The sequence below is a fragment of the Streptomyces sp. JNUCC 63 genome (assembly GCF_054366325.1).
In genome coordinates, this window is the sequence record NZ_CM135963.1 from 3,388,854 (window position 1) to 3,403,672 (window position 14,819).

General features: G+C 69.7%; 12 protein-coding genes and 1 rRNA gene. 2 read left to right on the plus strand and 11 right to left on the minus strand.

Features of this window, described 5'->3' with window-relative positions:
• Positions 1-134: 134 nt before the first annotated feature.
• A 16S ribosomal RNA gene (locus ACX25U_RS15430) occupies positions 135-1,660 on the minus strand.
• A gap of 816 nt (positions 1,661-2,476) precedes the next feature.
• Between ACX25U_RS15430 and trpS the strand changes: the two genes are divergently transcribed.
• Positions 2,477-3,472 (plus strand): tryptophan--tRNA ligase, encoded by a 996-nt coding sequence (trpS, locus tag ACX25U_RS15435; protein ID WP_454392495.1) that lies wholly within the window; start codon positions 2,477-2,479, stop codon positions 3,470-3,472.
• Between the two features lie 60 nt (positions 3,473-3,532).
• Here the strand turns inward: trpS and proC are convergent, their stop codons facing one another.
• The 6 genes from proC to ACX25U_RS15465 all read right to left on the minus strand — a co-directional run bounded on the left by proC (position 3,533) and on the right by ACX25U_RS15465 (position 7,827).
• Entirely contained in the window at positions 3,533-4,342 is an 810-nt protein-coding gene (gene proC, locus ACX25U_RS15440) for a pyrroline-5-carboxylate reductase (protein ID WP_454392497.1), read from the minus strand.
• 77 nt (positions 4,343-4,419) lie between these two features.
• The gene (locus ACX25U_RS15445) at positions 4,420-5,193 is read right to left on the minus strand and encodes an ABC transporter permease (protein WP_454392499.1); all 774 of its coding nucleotides are present in this window, start codon (positions 5,191-5,193) and stop codon (positions 4,420-4,422) included.
• Positions 5,190-5,987, minus strand: coding sequence for an ABC transporter ATP-binding protein (locus tag ACX25U_RS15450; protein WP_454392501.1), 798 nt, complete (start codon positions 5,985-5,987; stop codon positions 5,190-5,192). The genes ACX25U_RS15445 and ACX25U_RS15450 overlap by 4 nt, the downstream gene beginning before the upstream one ends.
• A 67-nt stretch (positions 5,988-6,054) precedes the next feature.
• The gene (locus ACX25U_RS15455) at positions 6,055-6,852 is read right to left on the minus strand and encodes a class I SAM-dependent methyltransferase (protein ID WP_454392503.1); all 798 of its coding nucleotides are present in this window, start codon (positions 6,850-6,852) and stop codon (positions 6,055-6,057) included.
• An 86-nt stretch (positions 6,853-6,938) separates the two neighbouring features.
• Positions 6,939-7,454: an EamA/RhaT family transporter gene (locus tag ACX25U_RS15460; protein ID WP_454392505.1), complete on the minus strand. Its 516-nt coding sequence runs from the start codon at positions 7,452-7,454 to the stop codon at positions 6,939-6,941.
• Between the two features lie 43 nt (positions 7,455-7,497).
• Positions 7,498-7,827: an SH3 domain-containing protein gene (locus tag ACX25U_RS15465; RefSeq protein ID WP_454392507.1), complete on the minus strand. Its 330-nt coding sequence runs from the start codon at positions 7,825-7,827 to the stop codon at positions 7,498-7,500.
• Between the two features lie 186 nt (positions 7,828-8,013).
• On the opposite strand from ACX25U_RS15465, the gene ACX25U_RS15470 reads away from it, so the two are divergent.
• Positions 8,014-10,167: a protein kinase domain-containing protein gene (locus tag ACX25U_RS15470; RefSeq protein ID WP_454392508.1), complete on the plus strand. Its 2,154-nt coding sequence runs from the start codon at positions 8,014-8,016 to the stop codon at positions 10,165-10,167.
• A 108-nt stretch (positions 10,168-10,275) separates the two neighbouring features.
• Here the strand turns inward: ACX25U_RS15470 and ilvD are convergent, their stop codons facing one another.
• From ilvD to ACX25U_RS15490, 4 genes are all read right to left on the minus strand, one after another.
• Positions 10,276-12,129 carry a dihydroxy-acid dehydratase gene (gene ilvD, locus ACX25U_RS15475; protein WP_454392510.1) on the minus strand — a complete coding sequence of 618 codons (1,854 nt, stop codon included), beginning with the start codon at positions 12,127-12,129 and terminating at the stop codon, positions 10,276-10,278.
• Between the two features lie 169 nt (positions 12,130-12,298).
• Positions 12,299-12,904 carry a TetR/AcrR family transcriptional regulator gene (locus tag ACX25U_RS15480; protein WP_454392512.1) on the minus strand — a complete coding sequence of 202 codons (606 nt, stop codon included), beginning with the start codon at positions 12,902-12,904 and terminating at the stop codon, positions 12,299-12,301.
• Complete coding sequence (locus ACX25U_RS15485) at positions 12,901-13,722, minus strand: sugar phosphate isomerase/epimerase family protein (RefSeq protein WP_454392514.1); 822 nt, start codon at positions 13,720-13,722, stop codon at positions 12,901-12,903. The genes ACX25U_RS15480 and ACX25U_RS15485 overlap by 4 nt, the downstream gene beginning before the upstream one ends.
• 154 nt (positions 13,723-13,876) lie before the next feature.
• Positions 13,877-14,809, minus strand: a complete 933-nt coding sequence (locus ACX25U_RS15490; RefSeq protein WP_454392516.1) for a Ppx/GppA phosphatase family protein — start codon at positions 14,807-14,809, stop codon at positions 13,877-13,879.
• Positions 14,810-14,819 lie beyond the last annotated feature (10 nt).

Here is a 14,819-nt window from a genome sequence, read left to right on the forward strand (position 1 = left end):
AAGGGCAGTACTAGCGCCTGGTCCGTCCTGGACCGTACCGAATAATCAACGTTCCACCCATGAGCAACCAGCACCGGGCACTCGCCGGTGTACTGGCCCCCGGCCGGGCAAGCCCGGCAAGAAGTGCTCCTTAGAAAGGAGGTGATCCAGCCGCACCTTCCGGTACGGCTACCTTGTTACGACTTCGTCCCAATCGCCAGTCCCACCTTCGACGGCTCCCTCCCGCAAGGGGTTGGGCCACCGGCTTCGGGTGTTACCGACTTTCGTGACGTGACGGGCGGTGTGTACAAGGCCCGGGAACGTATTCACCGCAGCACTGCTGATCTGCGATTACTAGCAACTCCGACTTCATGGGGTCGAGTTGCAGACCCCAATCCGAACTGAGACAGGCTTTTTGAGATTCGCTCCGCCTCGCGGCATCGCAGCTCATTGTACCTGCCATTGTAGCACGTGTGCAGCCCAAGACATAAGGGGCATGATGACTTGACGTCGTCCCCACCTTCCTCCGAGTTGACCCCGGCGGTCTCCTGTGAGTCCCCAGCACCCCGAGGGGCCTGCTGGCAACACAGGACAAGGGTTGCGCTCGTTGCGGGACTTAACCCAACATCTCACGACACGAGCTGACGACAGCCATGCACCACCTGTACACCGACCACAAGGGGGACCCTGTCTCCAGGGTTTTCCGGCGTATGTCAAGCCTTGGTAAGGTTCTTCGCGTTGCGTCGAATTAAGCCACATGCTCCGCTGCTTGTGCGGGCCCCCGTCAATTCCTTTGAGTTTTAGCCTTGCGGCCGTACTCCCCAGGCGGGGAACTTAATGCGTTAGCTGCGGCACCGACGACGTGGAATGTCGCCAACACCTAGTTCCCACCGTTTACGGCGTGGACTACCAGGGTATCTAATCCTGTTCGCTCCCCACGCTTTCGCTCCTCAGCGTCAGTAATGGCCCAGAGATCCGCCTTCGCCACCGGTGTTCCTCCTGATATCTGCGCATTTCACCGCTACACCAGGAATTCCGATCTCCCCTACCACACTCTAGCCAGCCCGTATCGAATGCAGACCCGGGGTTAAGCCCCGGGCTTTCACACCCGACGTGACAAGCCGCCTACGAGCTCTTTACGCCCAATAATTCCGGACAACGCTCGCGCCCTACGTATTACCGCGGCTGCTGGCACGTAGTTAGCCGGCGCTTCTTCTGCAGGTACCGTCACTTGCGCTTCTTCCCTGCTGAAAGAGGTTTACAACCCGAAGGCCGTCATCCCTCACGCGGCGTCGCTGCATCAGGCTTGCGCCCATTGTGCAATATTCCCCACTGCTGCCTCCCGTAGGAGTCTGGGCCGTGTCTCAGTCCCAGTGTGGCCGGTCGCCCTCTCAGGCCGGCTACCCGTCGTCGCCTTGGTGAGCCGTTACCTCACCAACCAGCTGATAGGCCGCGGGCTCATCCTTCACCGCCGGAGCTTTCGACCCCCGCAGATGCCTGCGGGAGTGATATCCGGTATTAGACCCCGTTTCCAGGGCTTGTCCCGAAGTGAAGGGCAGATTGCCCACGTGTTACTCACCCGTTCGCCACTAATCCACCCCGAGGGGCTTCATCGTTCGACTTGCATGTGTTAAGCACGCCGCCAGCGTTCGTCCTGAGCCAGGATCAAACTCTCCGTGAATGTTTACCGGTAATCCGGTCGACACCACGAGAGCGGTGCGAGAGGAGGAATGATCCCCTCGCACACAGCGTCCTCGCTGTGTTTCTTCAAAGGAACCACGACCATCGGAGTGTTCCGACGGACGGGGTATCAACATATCTGGCGTTGATTTTTGGCACGCTGTTGAGTTCTCAAGGAACGGCCGCTTCCTTCGTACTCACCCTCGCGGGCTTTCCTCCGGGCGCTTCCCTTCGGTGTTTCCGACTCTATCAGACCTTTCCGATCCGATTTCCTCGGTGCCTTCCAGGTTCACGCTCTCGCGCTTTCCTTTCCGGCGGCCCCGACTCTATCAGATCTCTTTCGGCCTGATCCCCAGTCAGCGGGGTTTGTCATCACGGCCGTTGGGCCGTTCCGACGAGTGAGACTTTAGCGGATTCCCTGCTCCCGAGCGAATCGGGGGTTGCGTCCTTTCGAACGCGGATTCCTCATTCCGCGAATACGCACGCCAATGAACACGACTGTCGTCGAGTAAAGGGTGGTACTGCGGAAAGGCTACCCGGGGACCGACCGGAGTCGGCTCTCACGTCGGGCAACTCGGAGAACACTACGTATCCGGGCGGGCTGTGTCAACTCACGGGCGGGCGCCACCCCAGGGGCGTACTCTCGTGGACGTGACTACGCGTACGTGTACCCAGCAGTGGTGGGCCGCCTGACGGCGGCCGTACTCACGTATGCATTGCAACGGCCGCCGCTTCGGCGGCCGTTCTCGTATCTCCCCCAGAGCTCCGAGGGGCGGCCGGCCGGGGACGGCGGCCTCGACCAGGAGATGGAGTGGAGATGACACGGGTCTTCAGCGGGATCAAACCGACCGGCCACCTGACGCTGGGGAACTACCTGGGCGCCATGCGGCAGTGGGCCGAGGTGGACCAGCACCGGTCGGAGGCATTGTTCTGCATCGTCGATCTGCACGCGCTGACCGTGGACCACGACCCCGCGCGCGTGCGCAGGCTCAGCCGGCAGGCGGCGACACTGCTGCTGGCGTCGGGGCTCGATCCGGAGCGGTGCACCGTGTTCGTGCAGAGCCATGTGGACGAGCACGCCCGGCTGTCGTACCTGCTGGAGTGCGTGGCCACCGACGGTGAGATGCGGCGGATGATCCAGTACAAGGAGAAGGCGGCGCGCGAGCAGCAGCGGGGCGGGAGCGTGCGGCTGTCGCTGCTGACGTATCCGGTGCTGATGGCCGCGGACATCCTGGCGTACGGCACGGACGAGGTGCCGGTCGGGGACGACCAGACGCAGCACGTGGAGCTGGCCCGTGATCTGGCCGTGCGGTTCAACCAGCGGTACGGGCACACGTTCGTGGTGCCGAAGGCGACCCACCCGCAGGTGGCGGCGCGGGTGATGAACCTGCAGGACCCGACGTCGAAGATGGGGAAGTCCGACGACTCCGGACCGGGCATCGTCTACCTGCTCGACGAGCCGGAGGTCGTGCGGAAGAAGATCATGCGAGCGGTGACCGACAGTGGGCGGGACGTCGTCTACGACCGGCAGGAGCATCCCGGGGTCGCGAACCTGCTGGAGATTCTGGCCGCCTGTGAGGGTGGGAACCCGGAGGACCTGAGCGGTGTATATGAGTCGTACGGCGCCTTGAAGAAGGACACCGCGGAGGCCGTGGTCGAGGTCCTGAGGCCGGTACAGGCAAGGCACAGGGAGATGTGCGCGGATCCGGCGTATGTGGAGGGGGTGTTGCGGACGGGCGCGGAGAAGGCCGGGGAGATGGCGCGGCCGAGGGTGGACGCGGCGTACCGGGCGATCGGCTTGCTGCCCGCCTGAGGGACGGCCAGGCGGGCAGCCGCCGGGCGGCGGACGACGACCGACCGCCCGGTGCCGGAGTCAGTTGTTGCCGGAGGCCAGCTCGCGGCTGCGGTCGCGGGCGGCTTCCAGTGCGGCGATGAGTGCGGCACGTACCCCGTGGTTCTCCAGTTCGCGGATGGCGTTGATCGTCGTGCCGGCCGGCGAGGTGACGTTCTCTCGGAGTTTCACGGGGTGCTCCCCGCTGTCGCGGAGCATCACGGCGGCGCCGATCGCGGACTGGACGATCAGCTCGTGGGCCTTGTCGCGGGGCAGGCCGAGGAGGATGCCGGCGTCGGTCATGGCCTCGACCAGATAGAAGAAGTAGGCCGGGCCCGAGCCGGACAGGGCGGTGCAGGCGTCCTGCTGGGACTCGGGGACACGGAGCGTCTTGCCGACGGAGCCGAAGATCTCCTCGGCGTGGGCGAGGTGTTCGGCGGTGGCGTGGGTGCCGGCTGAGATGACGGACATGGCCTCGTCGACGAGGGCGGGGGTGTTCGTCATGACGCGGACGACCGGGGTGCCGGGGGCCAGGCGCTCCTCGTAGAAGGAGGTGGGGATGCCCGCCGCGCCGCTGATGATCAGACGGTCGGCGGGGATGTGCGGGGCGAGTTCGTCGAGGAGGGTGCCCATGTCCTGGGGTTTGACGGTGAGGATCAGGGTGTCGGCGGTCTTCGCTGCTTCCGGGTTGGTGACCGGGGTGACTCCGTGGCGGGCGCGGAGTTCTTCGGCCCGTTCGGGACGGCGGGCGGTGACCAGCAGGTCGGCGGGGGTCCAGCCGCCTCGGATCATTCCGCTGAGCAGGGCTTCGCCGATCTTGCCGGTGCCGAGGACTGCGACTTTCTGGCTCATGTGATTCATCCTCGCACCGGCGGTGCCGGGTGCGGGCGGGTTGTCCGGCTGGCGGGACGCCTTCCGCTCCGTACGGTCTATGCGGTGCGTCGTCTGAGGGTGGCCGCTCCGAGGCCGAGGACCAGCAGGGCGCAGCCGGCCACGATCAGTACGTCGCGGACGAATGTGGTCGTCACGTCGGTGTGGCGCAGGACCTCGTTCATGGCGTCGACCGCGTAGGACATCGGGAGGACGTCGGAGATCGCTTCCAGGGCGGGGTGCATGTCGGGGCGGGGTGTGAACAGGCCGCAGAGGAGGAGTTGGGGGAAGATCACCGCCGGCATGAACTGGACCGCCTGGAACTCGGAGGCGGCGAAGGCGGAGACGAAGAGGCCGAGCGCGGTGCCGAGGAGGGCGTCGAGCAGGGCGACCAGCAGGAGCAGCCAGGGTGAGCCGGTGACGTCGAGGCCGAGGAGCCACAGGGCCAGGCCCGTGGCCAGGGCGGACTGGATGATCGCGAGGGCGCCGAAGGCAAGGGCGTAGCCGGCGATGAGGTCGCCCTTGCCGAGGGGCATGGCGAGGAGGCGTTCGAGGGTGCCGGAGGTGCGTTCGCGCAGGGTGGCGATCGAGGTCACCAGGAACATGGTGATCAGCGGGAAGACGCCGAGGAGCGAGGCGCCGATGTTGTCGAAGGTGCGCGGGCTGCCGTCGAAGACGTAGCGCAGCAGGACCAGCATCAGGCAGGGGACCAGCAGCATCAGGGCGATGGTGCGGGGGTCGTGGCGGAGCTGGCGCAGCACCCGGGCGGCGGTGGCGGTGGTGCGGGCGGCGCTCAGGGCGCGGGGTGCGGCGGGGGCGGTGGTCGTGGTCATCGTGTCGTCTCCTTGGCACGGTCCGCGGCGACCGCCTCGTCGACCAGGTGCAGGAAGGCCGCTTCGACGGTTTCGGCGCCGGTGCGGGAGCGGAGTGCTTCCGGGGTGTCGTCGGCGAGGATCTCGCCCTCGCGCATGAGGAGGAGGCGGTGGCAGCGCTCGGCCTCGTCCATGACGTGGGAGGAGACGAGGAGGGTGGCGCCGCGGGTGTCGGCGATGTGGTGGAAGAGGTCCCACAGGTCGCGGCGCAGGACGGGGTCGAGGCCGACGGTGGGTTCGTCGAGGACCAGCAGTTCGGGGGTGCCGAGGAGGGCGACGGCGAGGGAGACGCGGCTGCGCTGGCCGCCGGAGAGGTTGCCGGCGAGGGCGTCGGCGTGGGCGGTGAGGTCGACGTCGGCGATGGCGCGGCCGACGTGGTCCCGGCGGCGTTCGGCGGCGGCGCGGCCCGGGTCGAGGACGGCGGCGAAGTATTCGAGGTTCTGGCGGATCGTCAGGTCGTCGTAGACGGAGGGGGCTTGGGTGACGTAGCCGATGCGGTTGCGGAGGGTGGCGTGGCCGGCGGGGAGACCGAGGATCTCCAGGGTGCCGCTCACCTTGGCCTGGGTCCCGACGATCGCACGCATGAGGGTGGACTTGCCGCAGCCGGAGGGGCCGAGCAGACCGGTGATCCGGCCACGCGAAATGGTGAAGTCGAGGCCCCGCAGGACGGCGCGGGGGCCTCGGACGACGGTCAGGTCTTCGGCTCGGACGGCATCCGTTTCCGGATCGGGTGGGCCGGAGGCAATATTCATCATGTGATGATTAAGGCGTGCGAGGGAGGGTGCCGTCAAGTGGGAGGAGAGGATGACGCGTGGTGTCGGATCAGGGTGCGGTGGCGACGAGGAGGGAGACGTCGTAGGTCTCCTCCACCATGCCGTCCGGGAAGACCTTCAGCAGGTGGTCGCGCTCCTCGGCGAGGAAGGCTGCCTTGCGTTCCTCGGGGCAGATCAGGAACAGCGAGTGGCTGCCGATGTTGGCGAGGTGGGTGTCGACCGGCACCCGGCGGCTCCAGCGGACCTCGCGGCGGGTGAAGCGGAGACGTCCGGTGGGGTCGGCCTGGCCTGTGCGGGCGCCGGCCGCGCGCTTCTCGGCGAAGACGTCGATGCCGAGGAAGCGGCCGATGCGATCGCCTGCCTCGGCGATCCACTGGATACCGACGGCGTCGGTGTTCCACCACAGCGCCAGGGCGCCGCCGGGGCGCAGCACGCGCAGGGCCTCCGGGACCGAGCGGGCAGGGTCGGTCCAGTGCCAGGACTGGGCGTAGGTGAGGAGGTCGGCCGAGGAGTCGGCAAGTGGGAGGGCGTTGCCGTTGCCCCGTACGAGCGGGATGCCGGGGAGGGTGAGTCGGAACCGGGCCGCCATGCCGTCGCCTGGCTCGACGGCCAGCACGTCGGCGCCGCGCTCGTGCAGCAGGGCGGTCGAGATGCCGGTCCCGGCTCCTATGTCGGCGACGCGGGCACCTGCGAGGGGCCGGCCGGTGAGTTCCTCGAGCGCGTCGAAGAGGGCGGGCGGATAGGAAGGACGGTTCGCCGCGTACTGGGCCGCGGCGGCGTTGAAGGAGTGGGCTCGGTCGGCGTGGCGGGCGTCGTGGCTCCGGGCGGGCGGCGTGGATGCGGTCATACGGTCATCGTGGGGCCGTAAGCCCGCCGGGGACAGGGGGTTTCGGTGGCGCGGCGCGGACCAAGAGCCGTGCGCTCCCTGTCCGGTCAGGAGCGGCGGCGCTTCTTCGATGGGTTGCCCGAGCGGCGGGTGGCGCGGCGTTCGTGCTGTTCGCGGGCGCGCTGGTACTCCTCACGGTGCAGTTTCTCGCCGGGGGCCTCGATGAGCGAGCGGAAGAAGTAGGCGAGGAGGGAGCCGACGAAGCCGACGGCGAGCAGGCCGCGCAGGGAGGCCTGGCGGTCGGGGTCGGGGCGCTTGCCGAAGCCCTCCCAGGTGTGGCCGAAGGCGAGCGCGCTGCACACCGCGAACATCACGACGACCAGGAGCGTCACGAAGGAGCCCGAGTCGGCGATCTGGAGCCCCTGGTAGGCGAAGCGGAGCACGAAGCAGGCGGCTGCGGCCACGGCGAGTGAGCCGACGGCGACGCCGATGCGGCGGGCGGTGTAGCCGCCGTCGTGGTTCACCCAGGTGGTGCCGAAGAAGCGGAGGGGCTCGGGGCGGGGGCCTGCGGAGGCCGCCGCGGAGCCCGCGGGGTCGTCCGGGGTGCCGTTGTCGTCGCTCACGGCTCGATTATGGCTGCCGGGTTTCCACGGGCTCCGTCCGGGATCAGCCGCAGCGGCCGGCCACGTAACCGTCGCTGCCGGTCTTCACGTAGGTGTCGGAGACGTACTGGCCGGTGCCGATGTTGTTCCAGATGTTCGAGGTGCCGTAGTAGCCCGACACCGTCGTACCCGGCGTTTGGCAGTAGATCGGCACGGAGGCGCCCTCGGGCAGAACCCGGACGATGCTGTAGCCGGTGCCGGGGCCGCTGCGGACGTTGAGCTGGACGCCCGGCGCCACCGGGTAGTACTTCACGGCCGCCACGGTCGCGACGGCCTCCGCCGCCACGTCGTCACCGGTCTCCCCGACACGCTTTTCGGCACGGTCGACAGACATGAGAAACCTCCCCCGTTCCCACCCCATGACTGCCATGGGGTCCCGTTCATTCCCCGCAAACGTGCCACGAAACACATGTGCGCAATTCGCACGTGATCACCAGCAAGCCGCCTCGGCCCCGTTCGAGTCATCGACTAGGCTCCGAGCGTCCGTCGCGCGCGCGAACGAACAGCACGGGGGTGGTCCATGACGCCACAGCGCAACACCGGAGCGGGCGCGGAAGCGGAATTTCCGGAGTACGCCGGTCACTACCACCTGGAGTCGTGTCTGGGCTCCGGTGGCATGGGCGTGGTGCATCTGGCCCGCAGCACCTCGGGACTGAAGCTCGCGGTGAAGGTCGTGCATGCCCGGTTCGCCAGGGACCCCGAGTTCAGGGGGCGGTTCCGGCAGGAGGTGGCGGCGGCCCGCAGGGTGAGCGGTGCGTTCACCGCGCCCGTCGTCGACGCCGACCCGGAGGCCGAACGGCCCTGGATGGCCACCCTGTTCATTCCCGGGCCCACGCTCTCGGACGAGGTGAAGCGGAACGGGCCCATGGCTCCGGCCCAGTTGCGGCGGCTGACGGCCGGGCTCGCCGAGGCGCTGCGCGACATTCACCGCGTCGGCGTCGTCCACCGGGATCTCAAGCCGAGCAACGTACTGCTCGCCGAGGACGGGCCGAAGGTCATCGACTTCGGCATCTCCCGCCCGAAGGACAGCGAACTGCGCACCGAGACCGGCAAGCTGATCGGTACGCCGCCCTTCATGGCACCCGAGCAGTTCCGCCGACCGCGGGAGGTCGGTCCGGCCGCCGACATCTTCGCGCTCGGGTCCGTGCTGGTGCACGCGGCGACCGGGCGCGGGCCGTTCGACTCCGACAGCCCGTACGTCGTCGCCTACCAGGTCGTGCACGACGAGCCCGACCTGACCGGCGTACCGCAAAACCTGGCGCCGCTCGTGCTGCGCTGCCTGGCCAAGGAGCCCGAGGACCGGCCCACGCCGGACGAGCTGATGCGGGAGCTGCGGTCGGTGGCGGCGTCGTACGACACGCAGGCGTTCATACCGGAGCAGCGGACGCATGAGCCCTCCGGGGCCCTCGGCGAAGACGGTGATCACGCGTCGCCGTCCGGGTCCCGCGCCGGGGAGGCCGAGGGCACGCCGGAGAGGCGGGCCGGGCGGCGCCCGCGCTCCAAGCGGCTCGCTCTGGCCGCCGGGGTGCTGGGACTGGCCGTCGGCGGCGGGCTCGCCTCGGTCCAGCTGCTCGACGGCGGCCCCACGGTGAACAGCTCGGCACCGGAGACCACTCTGCCCGGAGCCACGTCGGCGGCGTTCTCCGGATGGGTGGCGACGTCCGTGTCCGGGGGTGAGGGTGCGCCCCAGTGCTCGTACGGGGCCGGAAAGCTGTTCTGTGCGCGGCCGGGGCTGGTCTACGCCCTCGATCCGGCGGACGGGAGCCTGCTGTGGCGGCGCTCCGTTCCCAAGGTGCTCACCGGCGTGCCGCCGGTCGTCGCGGGTGGCTTGGTGCAGCCGATGACGGATCACGGGCAGCGGCTGGAGGCCCTGGATCCGGACTCGGGCAGGCCGCGCTGGCAGCGGAACGTTCCGGCATACAGCGGGGTGCGGTCCGTCGGCGGCATGCTGCTGCTCACCGGCACCGACGGGCTGGTGCGCGGGGTGGACGCCGGATCGGGCGGGACCAGGTGGAGCCGGCGGGTGCCGGATCTGCCGCTTCCCCACTTCTCCTCGTTCGCCGGTGATCCGCTGGCGTACGCGGTGAGCTCGTCGGACGACGGGTCGTCCACGCGGGTCGTCGCGGTGGACCCGGCGACGGGCGATGTGCGCTGGGAGGCGCGGCTGAGCGGGCTGCTGACACCTGTGGGCAGCCGGGACGGCTCCCTCGTCCTGCTCTCCGAGGAGGCGGCCTTCGGACGGGTGAGCGCCGTGGTCCGCTACACCCCGGCGTCCAGGGCGTTGGTCCGGGTCACGCTGCCCGTGCCGCGCGACACGGTCCAGGCGAGTGTGCACGGCGATGTGGTCCACCTGCTGGGCGGCGGTGGCTCGCTGGACGCGGTCGACCTGGCGGCCCGGAAGGTGCGGTGGCGGCTGGAGACGGCCGTCAGCCGCGGCTCGGCACCGGCGGCCGACGCCGACCACGTCTACTTCCTCGCCGGGGACGGCCGGCTGCTGGCGGTCGGCACCCGCACCGGGCGGATCGTCGGCCAGACCCGGCCGCGGCTCGGCGAGCACGCGGACCGGATCGCGGCGGCGCTGCCCGCACCCGTGGTCGTCAACGGTCATGTCTACGCCGGCGCCCCCGACGGGACCGTCTTCGCCGTGGACGGCCGCGATCCGTCGTCCTGGTGACGGACCTGGTCACGGCCCTGGTCACGGCCCTGGTCACAGTTCTGGTGACACGCCGAGGGGCCGCCTCCGAGGAGACGGCCCCCACAGGTCCGGACGGGTCCGCGCGGATCAGCCCAGCTTCGAGACGTCCCGGACGGCGCCCTTGTCCGCGCTGGTGGCCATCGCGGCGTAGGCCCGCAGGGCCGCCGAGATCTTGCGGTCGCGGTTCTTCGGGGTGTACACGCCGTTCAGCGCCTGCTCGCGGCGGGTCAGCTCCGCGTCGTCGACGAGCAGCTCGATGGTGCGGTTCGGGATGTCGATGCGGATGCGGTCGCCGTCCTCGACGAGCGCGATCGTGCCGCCTGAGGCCGCCTCCGGGGAGGCGTGGCCGATGGACAGGCCCGAGGTGCCGCCGGAGAAGCGGCCGTCGGTGATCAGGGCGCAGGCCTTGCCCAGGCCACGGCCCTTCAGGTACGAGGTCGGGTAGAGCATCTCCTGCATGCCGGGGCCGCCCTTGGGGCCCTCGTAGCGGATGACGACGACGTCGCCCTCCTTGACCTGCTGGGTGAGGATCTTCTGGACGGCCTCCTCCTGCGACTCGCAGACGACCGCCGGGCCCTCGAAGGTCCAGATGGACTCGTCGACGCCCGCGGTCTTCACCACGCAGCCGTCGACGGCCAGGTTGCCCTTGAGGACCGCCAGGCCGCCGTCCTTGGAGTAGGCGTGCTCGGCGGAGCGGATGCAGCCGTCCTCGGCGTCGGTGTCCAGGGCCTCCCAGCGCTCGGACTGGGAGAAGGCCTCCGCCGAACGCCGGCAGCCGGGGGCCGCGTGCCACAGTTCGACCGCCTCGGGGGACGGGGAGCCGCCGCGCACGTCCCAGGTCTTGAGCCAGTCCGCGAGGGAGGGGCTGTGGACCGCGTGCACGTCCTCGTTCAGCAGGCCCGCGCGGTGCAGCTCGCCGAGCAGGGCGGGGATGCCGCCGGCGCGGTGCACGTCCTCCATGTAGTACGTGCGGTCCTTGGCGACGTTCGGGGCGACCTTCGCCAGGCACGGCACCCGGCGGGAGACCTGGTCGATCTCCTCCAGGCCGAAGGGGACGCCGGCCTCCTGGGCGGCGGCCAGCAGGTGCAGGATCGTGTTGGTCGAGCCGCCCATCGCGATGTCCAGGGCCATCGCGTTCTCGAAGGCCGCGGAGGTGGCGATGTTGCGCGGCAGGACGGTGTCGTCGTCCTGCTCGTAGTAGCGGCGGGTGAGGTCCATCACCGTGCGGGCCGCGTTCTCGTACAGCGCCTTGCGGGCCGTGTGGGTGGCCAGGACCGAGCCGTTGCCGGGCAGGGACAGGCCGATCGCCTCGGTCAGGCAGTTCATCGAGTTGGCGGTGAACATGCCGGAACAGGAGCCGCAGGTCGGACAGGCGTTCTCCTCGATGCGGAGGATGTCCTCGTCGGAGACCTTGTCGTTGGCGGCGTCGGCGATCGCGTCGATCAGGTCGAGGGTGCGGACCGTGCCGTCGACCAGGGTGGCCCGGCCGGACTCCATCGGGCCGCCGGAGACGAAGACCGTCGGGATGTTCAGCCGCAGGGCGGCCATCAGCATGCCCGGGGTGATCTTGTCGCAGTTGGAGATGCAGATCAGGGCGTCGGCGCAGTGCGCCTCGACCATGTACTCGACGCTGTCCGCGATCAGGTCGCGGGAGGGCAGCGAGTACAGCATGCCGCCGTGGCCCATCGCGATGCCGTCGTCGACGGCGATGGTGTTGAACTCGCGCGGAATGCCGCCCGCCTCGCGGACCGCCTCGCTGACGATCCGGCCGACCGGCTGCAGGTGGGTGTGACCGGGCACGAACTCGGTGAAGCTGTTGGCGACCGCGATGATCGGCTTCCGGCCGATGTCCGCACCGGGTACACCGGAGGCGCGCATCAGGGCACGGGCGCCCGCCATGTTGCGGCCGTGGGTGACCGTGCGGGACCTCAGCTCGGGCATCGTCGCTCGCTCCTTCGGGACGTTCCGCCGGGACGCCGGGCGGTCCTGGCAGGGTACTGACTCAATCGAGCCTACGCCGGTCATCCAGGGATCGGGACGCGACGTCCGGCATACGGGACGCGTGTCTCGGGGACGGCGGGGCGGGACACGCTCCGCTGCGGGGGGCGGGTCAGGAGCCCGTGAGGTGCCCCTGCACCACGGGCGCCAGCCGCGCGACGATCTGCTCCGCGTCCGCCGACGCCAGCGGCTCCAGCTTGATCACGTACCGCAGGATCGCGCACCCCACCAGCTGGGAGGCGGCGAGTTCGGCACGCAGCTCCGCGTCGGGCAGGTCGAGCCGGCCGGCGATGCGGCGCAGCAGCTGGGAGGCGATCAGCCGGCGGAAGACGGCGGCCGCGGTGTCGTTGGTCAGCGCGGAGCGGACGATCGCCAGCAGCGGCGTACGGGTGGCAGGGTTCTCCCAGACGCCGAAGAAGAACCGGGCCAGACGTTCGCCCACGTCGTCCGGGGGGGCGTCGGCGAGCGCGTCCGGGGCGTTCAGGGCGGGGGCGAAGATGACCGCGACCGCCGCCTCGAACACCTGCTCCTTGGTGCCGAAGTAGTGGTGCACCAGGGCCGAGTCGACCCCGGCGGCCTTGGCGATGCCGCGTACGGAGGTCTTCTCGTAGCCGTGCTCGGAGAACTCCTCGCGGGCGGCGGTCAGGATGTGGTCGCGGGTGTCGGCGGCCTCCTCGCGGCGGGGGCGGCCGCGGCGCCGGGCGGTGGCGCCGGTCATCGCCGGGGCACCTGCATCGCCGAGGCCAGATGCAGCCGGGTGAAGGCCAGGGCCTCGGCGAGATCGGCCTCGCGCTCGGCGCTGGACATGGCGCGGCGGGTGTTGACCTCGATGACGACATGACCGTCGAAGCCGGACAGGGCGAGACGTTCCAGCACCTCGGCGCAGGGCTGGAAACCGCGGCCGGGCACCAGGTGCTCGTCCTTCGCCGAGCCCTTGCCGTCGGCGAGGTGCACGTGTCCGAGCCGGTCGCCCATGCGGTCGACCATCTGCAGGGCGTCGGTGCGGGCCGTCGCCGCATGGCTGAGGTCGATCGTGAAGTGGCGGTAGTCGTCCTTGGTGACGTCCCAGTCGGGGGCGTAGGCGAGCATCTCGCGGTCGCGGTAGCGCCAGGGGTACATGTTCTCGACGGCGAACCGCACATCGGTCTCGTTCGCCATGCGCCAGACGCCGGTGACGAAGTCACGGGCGTACTGGCGCTGCCAGCGGAACGGCGGGTGGACCACGACCGTGCTCGCGCCGAGCTTCTCGGCGGCCGCCTTCGCGCGCTGGAGCTTGACCCAGGGGTCGGTGGACCAGACCCGCTGTGTGATCAGCAGGCAGGGGGCGTGCACGGCGAGGATCGGGATCCGGTGGTAGTCGCTGAGCCTGCGCAGCGACTCGATGTCCTGGCTGACGGGATCGTTCCACACCATGACCTCGACGCCGTCGTATCCGAGGCGCGCGGCGATCTCGAAGGCCGTCGCCGTCGACTCCGGATAGACGGAGGCCGTCGACAGGGCGACCTTCGCATCCGGGATGCGAACGGGTTCCACCACGAGGGACAGGTTACGGGGTGCGGTTGGGTGACGCGGGGTGCCTGTTCGCCGTTGTGGTGTTCGTCATGGGCCGGCCGCGGTCGTTTGTGGTCTGCCGCACAATCCACCGCGCCCCTTGGTTTCTGCGCGTGGTTTCTACGCGGAACCCACGTGATCAAGCGGAACCCATGTGATCAAGGCGCCGCAGGATCACGCCCTCCCTCAGCGCCCACGGGCATATCTCCAGGCTTTCCACTCCGAACAGGTCCATCGTGCCCTCGGCGACCAGGGCGCCGGCCAGGAGCTGGCTCGCTCGCCCGTCGGAGACGCCGGGGAGTTCGCAGCGCTCGTCGTTCGTCATGCCGGAGAGCCTGGGCACCCATGCCTCCAGGGACTCGCGCTTCAGCTCGCGCTGGACGTACAGGCCCTCGGTGGAGCGGGCGGCGCCGGCCAGGCGGGCGAGCTGCTTGAACGTCTTCGAGGTGGCGACGACGTGGTCGGGGGCGCCGAACCGGCTGAACTCGCCCACGGTCCGCGCGATCTCGGTGCGCACATGGCGGCGCAGCGCCCTGACGTCCTTGGGGGCGGGTGGGTCGCCGGGCAGCCAGGCGGCGGTGAGCCGACCCGCGCCGAGCGGCAGCGACACGGCCGCGTCGGGCTCCTCGTCGATGCCGTAGGCGATCTCCAGCGAGCCGCCGCCGATGTCCAGGACCAGCAGCTTCCCCGCCGACCAGCCGAACCAGCGGCGGGCGGCGAGGAAGGTGAGGCGGGCCTCCTCCGCGCCGCTGAGCACCTGGAGCGCGACGCCGGTCTCGCTCCGCACGCGCGCGAGGACGTCGTCGGCGTTGCCTGCCTCGCGCACGGCGGAGGTCGCGAACGGCAGCAGGTCCTCGACGCCCTTGTCCTCGGCGGCCTGGAGTGCCTCGTGGATCACCGCGACGAGTCTGTCGACGCCGTCGGAGCCGATCGCGCCGTCGTCGTCGAGGAGTTGGGCGAGACGCAGCTCGGTCTTGTGCGAGTGCGCGGGCAGCGGGCGTGCGCCGGGGTGTGCGTCGACCACCAGCAGGTGGACCGTGTTCGAACCCACGTCGAGGACACCGAGTCTCATGCACGGAACG

Bases quoted from the DNA above. Each gene is read 5' to 3' on its own strand.
- ACX25U_RS15465 (WP_454392507.1), bottom strand. From the start codon at position 7,827: ATGTCTGTCGACCGTGCCGAAAAGCGTGTCGGGGAGACCGGTGACGAC.
- ACX25U_RS15480 (WP_454392512.1), bottom strand. From the start codon at position 12,904: ATGACCGGCGCCACCGCCCGGCGCCGCGGCCGCCCCCGCCGCGAGGAG.
- proC (WP_454392497.1), bottom strand. From the start codon at position 4,342: ATGAGCCAGAAAGTCGCAGTCCTCGGCACCGGCAAGATCGGCGAAGCC.
- ACX25U_RS15490 (WP_454392516.1), bottom strand. From the start codon at position 14,809: ATGAGACTCGGTGTCCTCGACGTGGGTTCGAACACGGTCCACCTGCTG.
- ACX25U_RS15455 (WP_454392503.1), bottom strand. From the start codon at position 6,852: ATGACCGCATCCACGCCGCCCGCCCGGAGCCACGACGCCCGCCACGCC.
- ACX25U_RS15450 (WP_454392501.1), bottom strand. From the start codon at position 5,987: ATGATGAATATTGCCTCCGGCCCACCCGATCCGGAAACGGATGCCGTC.
- ilvD (WP_454392510.1), bottom strand. From the start codon at position 12,129: ATGCCCGAGCTGAGGTCCCGCACGGTCACCCACGGCCGCAACATGGCG.
- ACX25U_RS15445 (WP_454392499.1), bottom strand. From the start codon at position 5,193: ATGACCACGACCACCGCCCCCGCCGCACCCCGCGCCCTGAGCGCCGCC.
- trpS (WP_454392495.1), top strand. From the start codon at position 2,477: ATGACACGGGTCTTCAGCGGGATCAAACCGACCGGCCACCTGACGCTG.
- ACX25U_RS15470 (WP_454392508.1), top strand. From the start codon at position 8,014: ATGACGCCACAGCGCAACACCGGAGCGGGCGCGGAAGCGGAATTTCCG.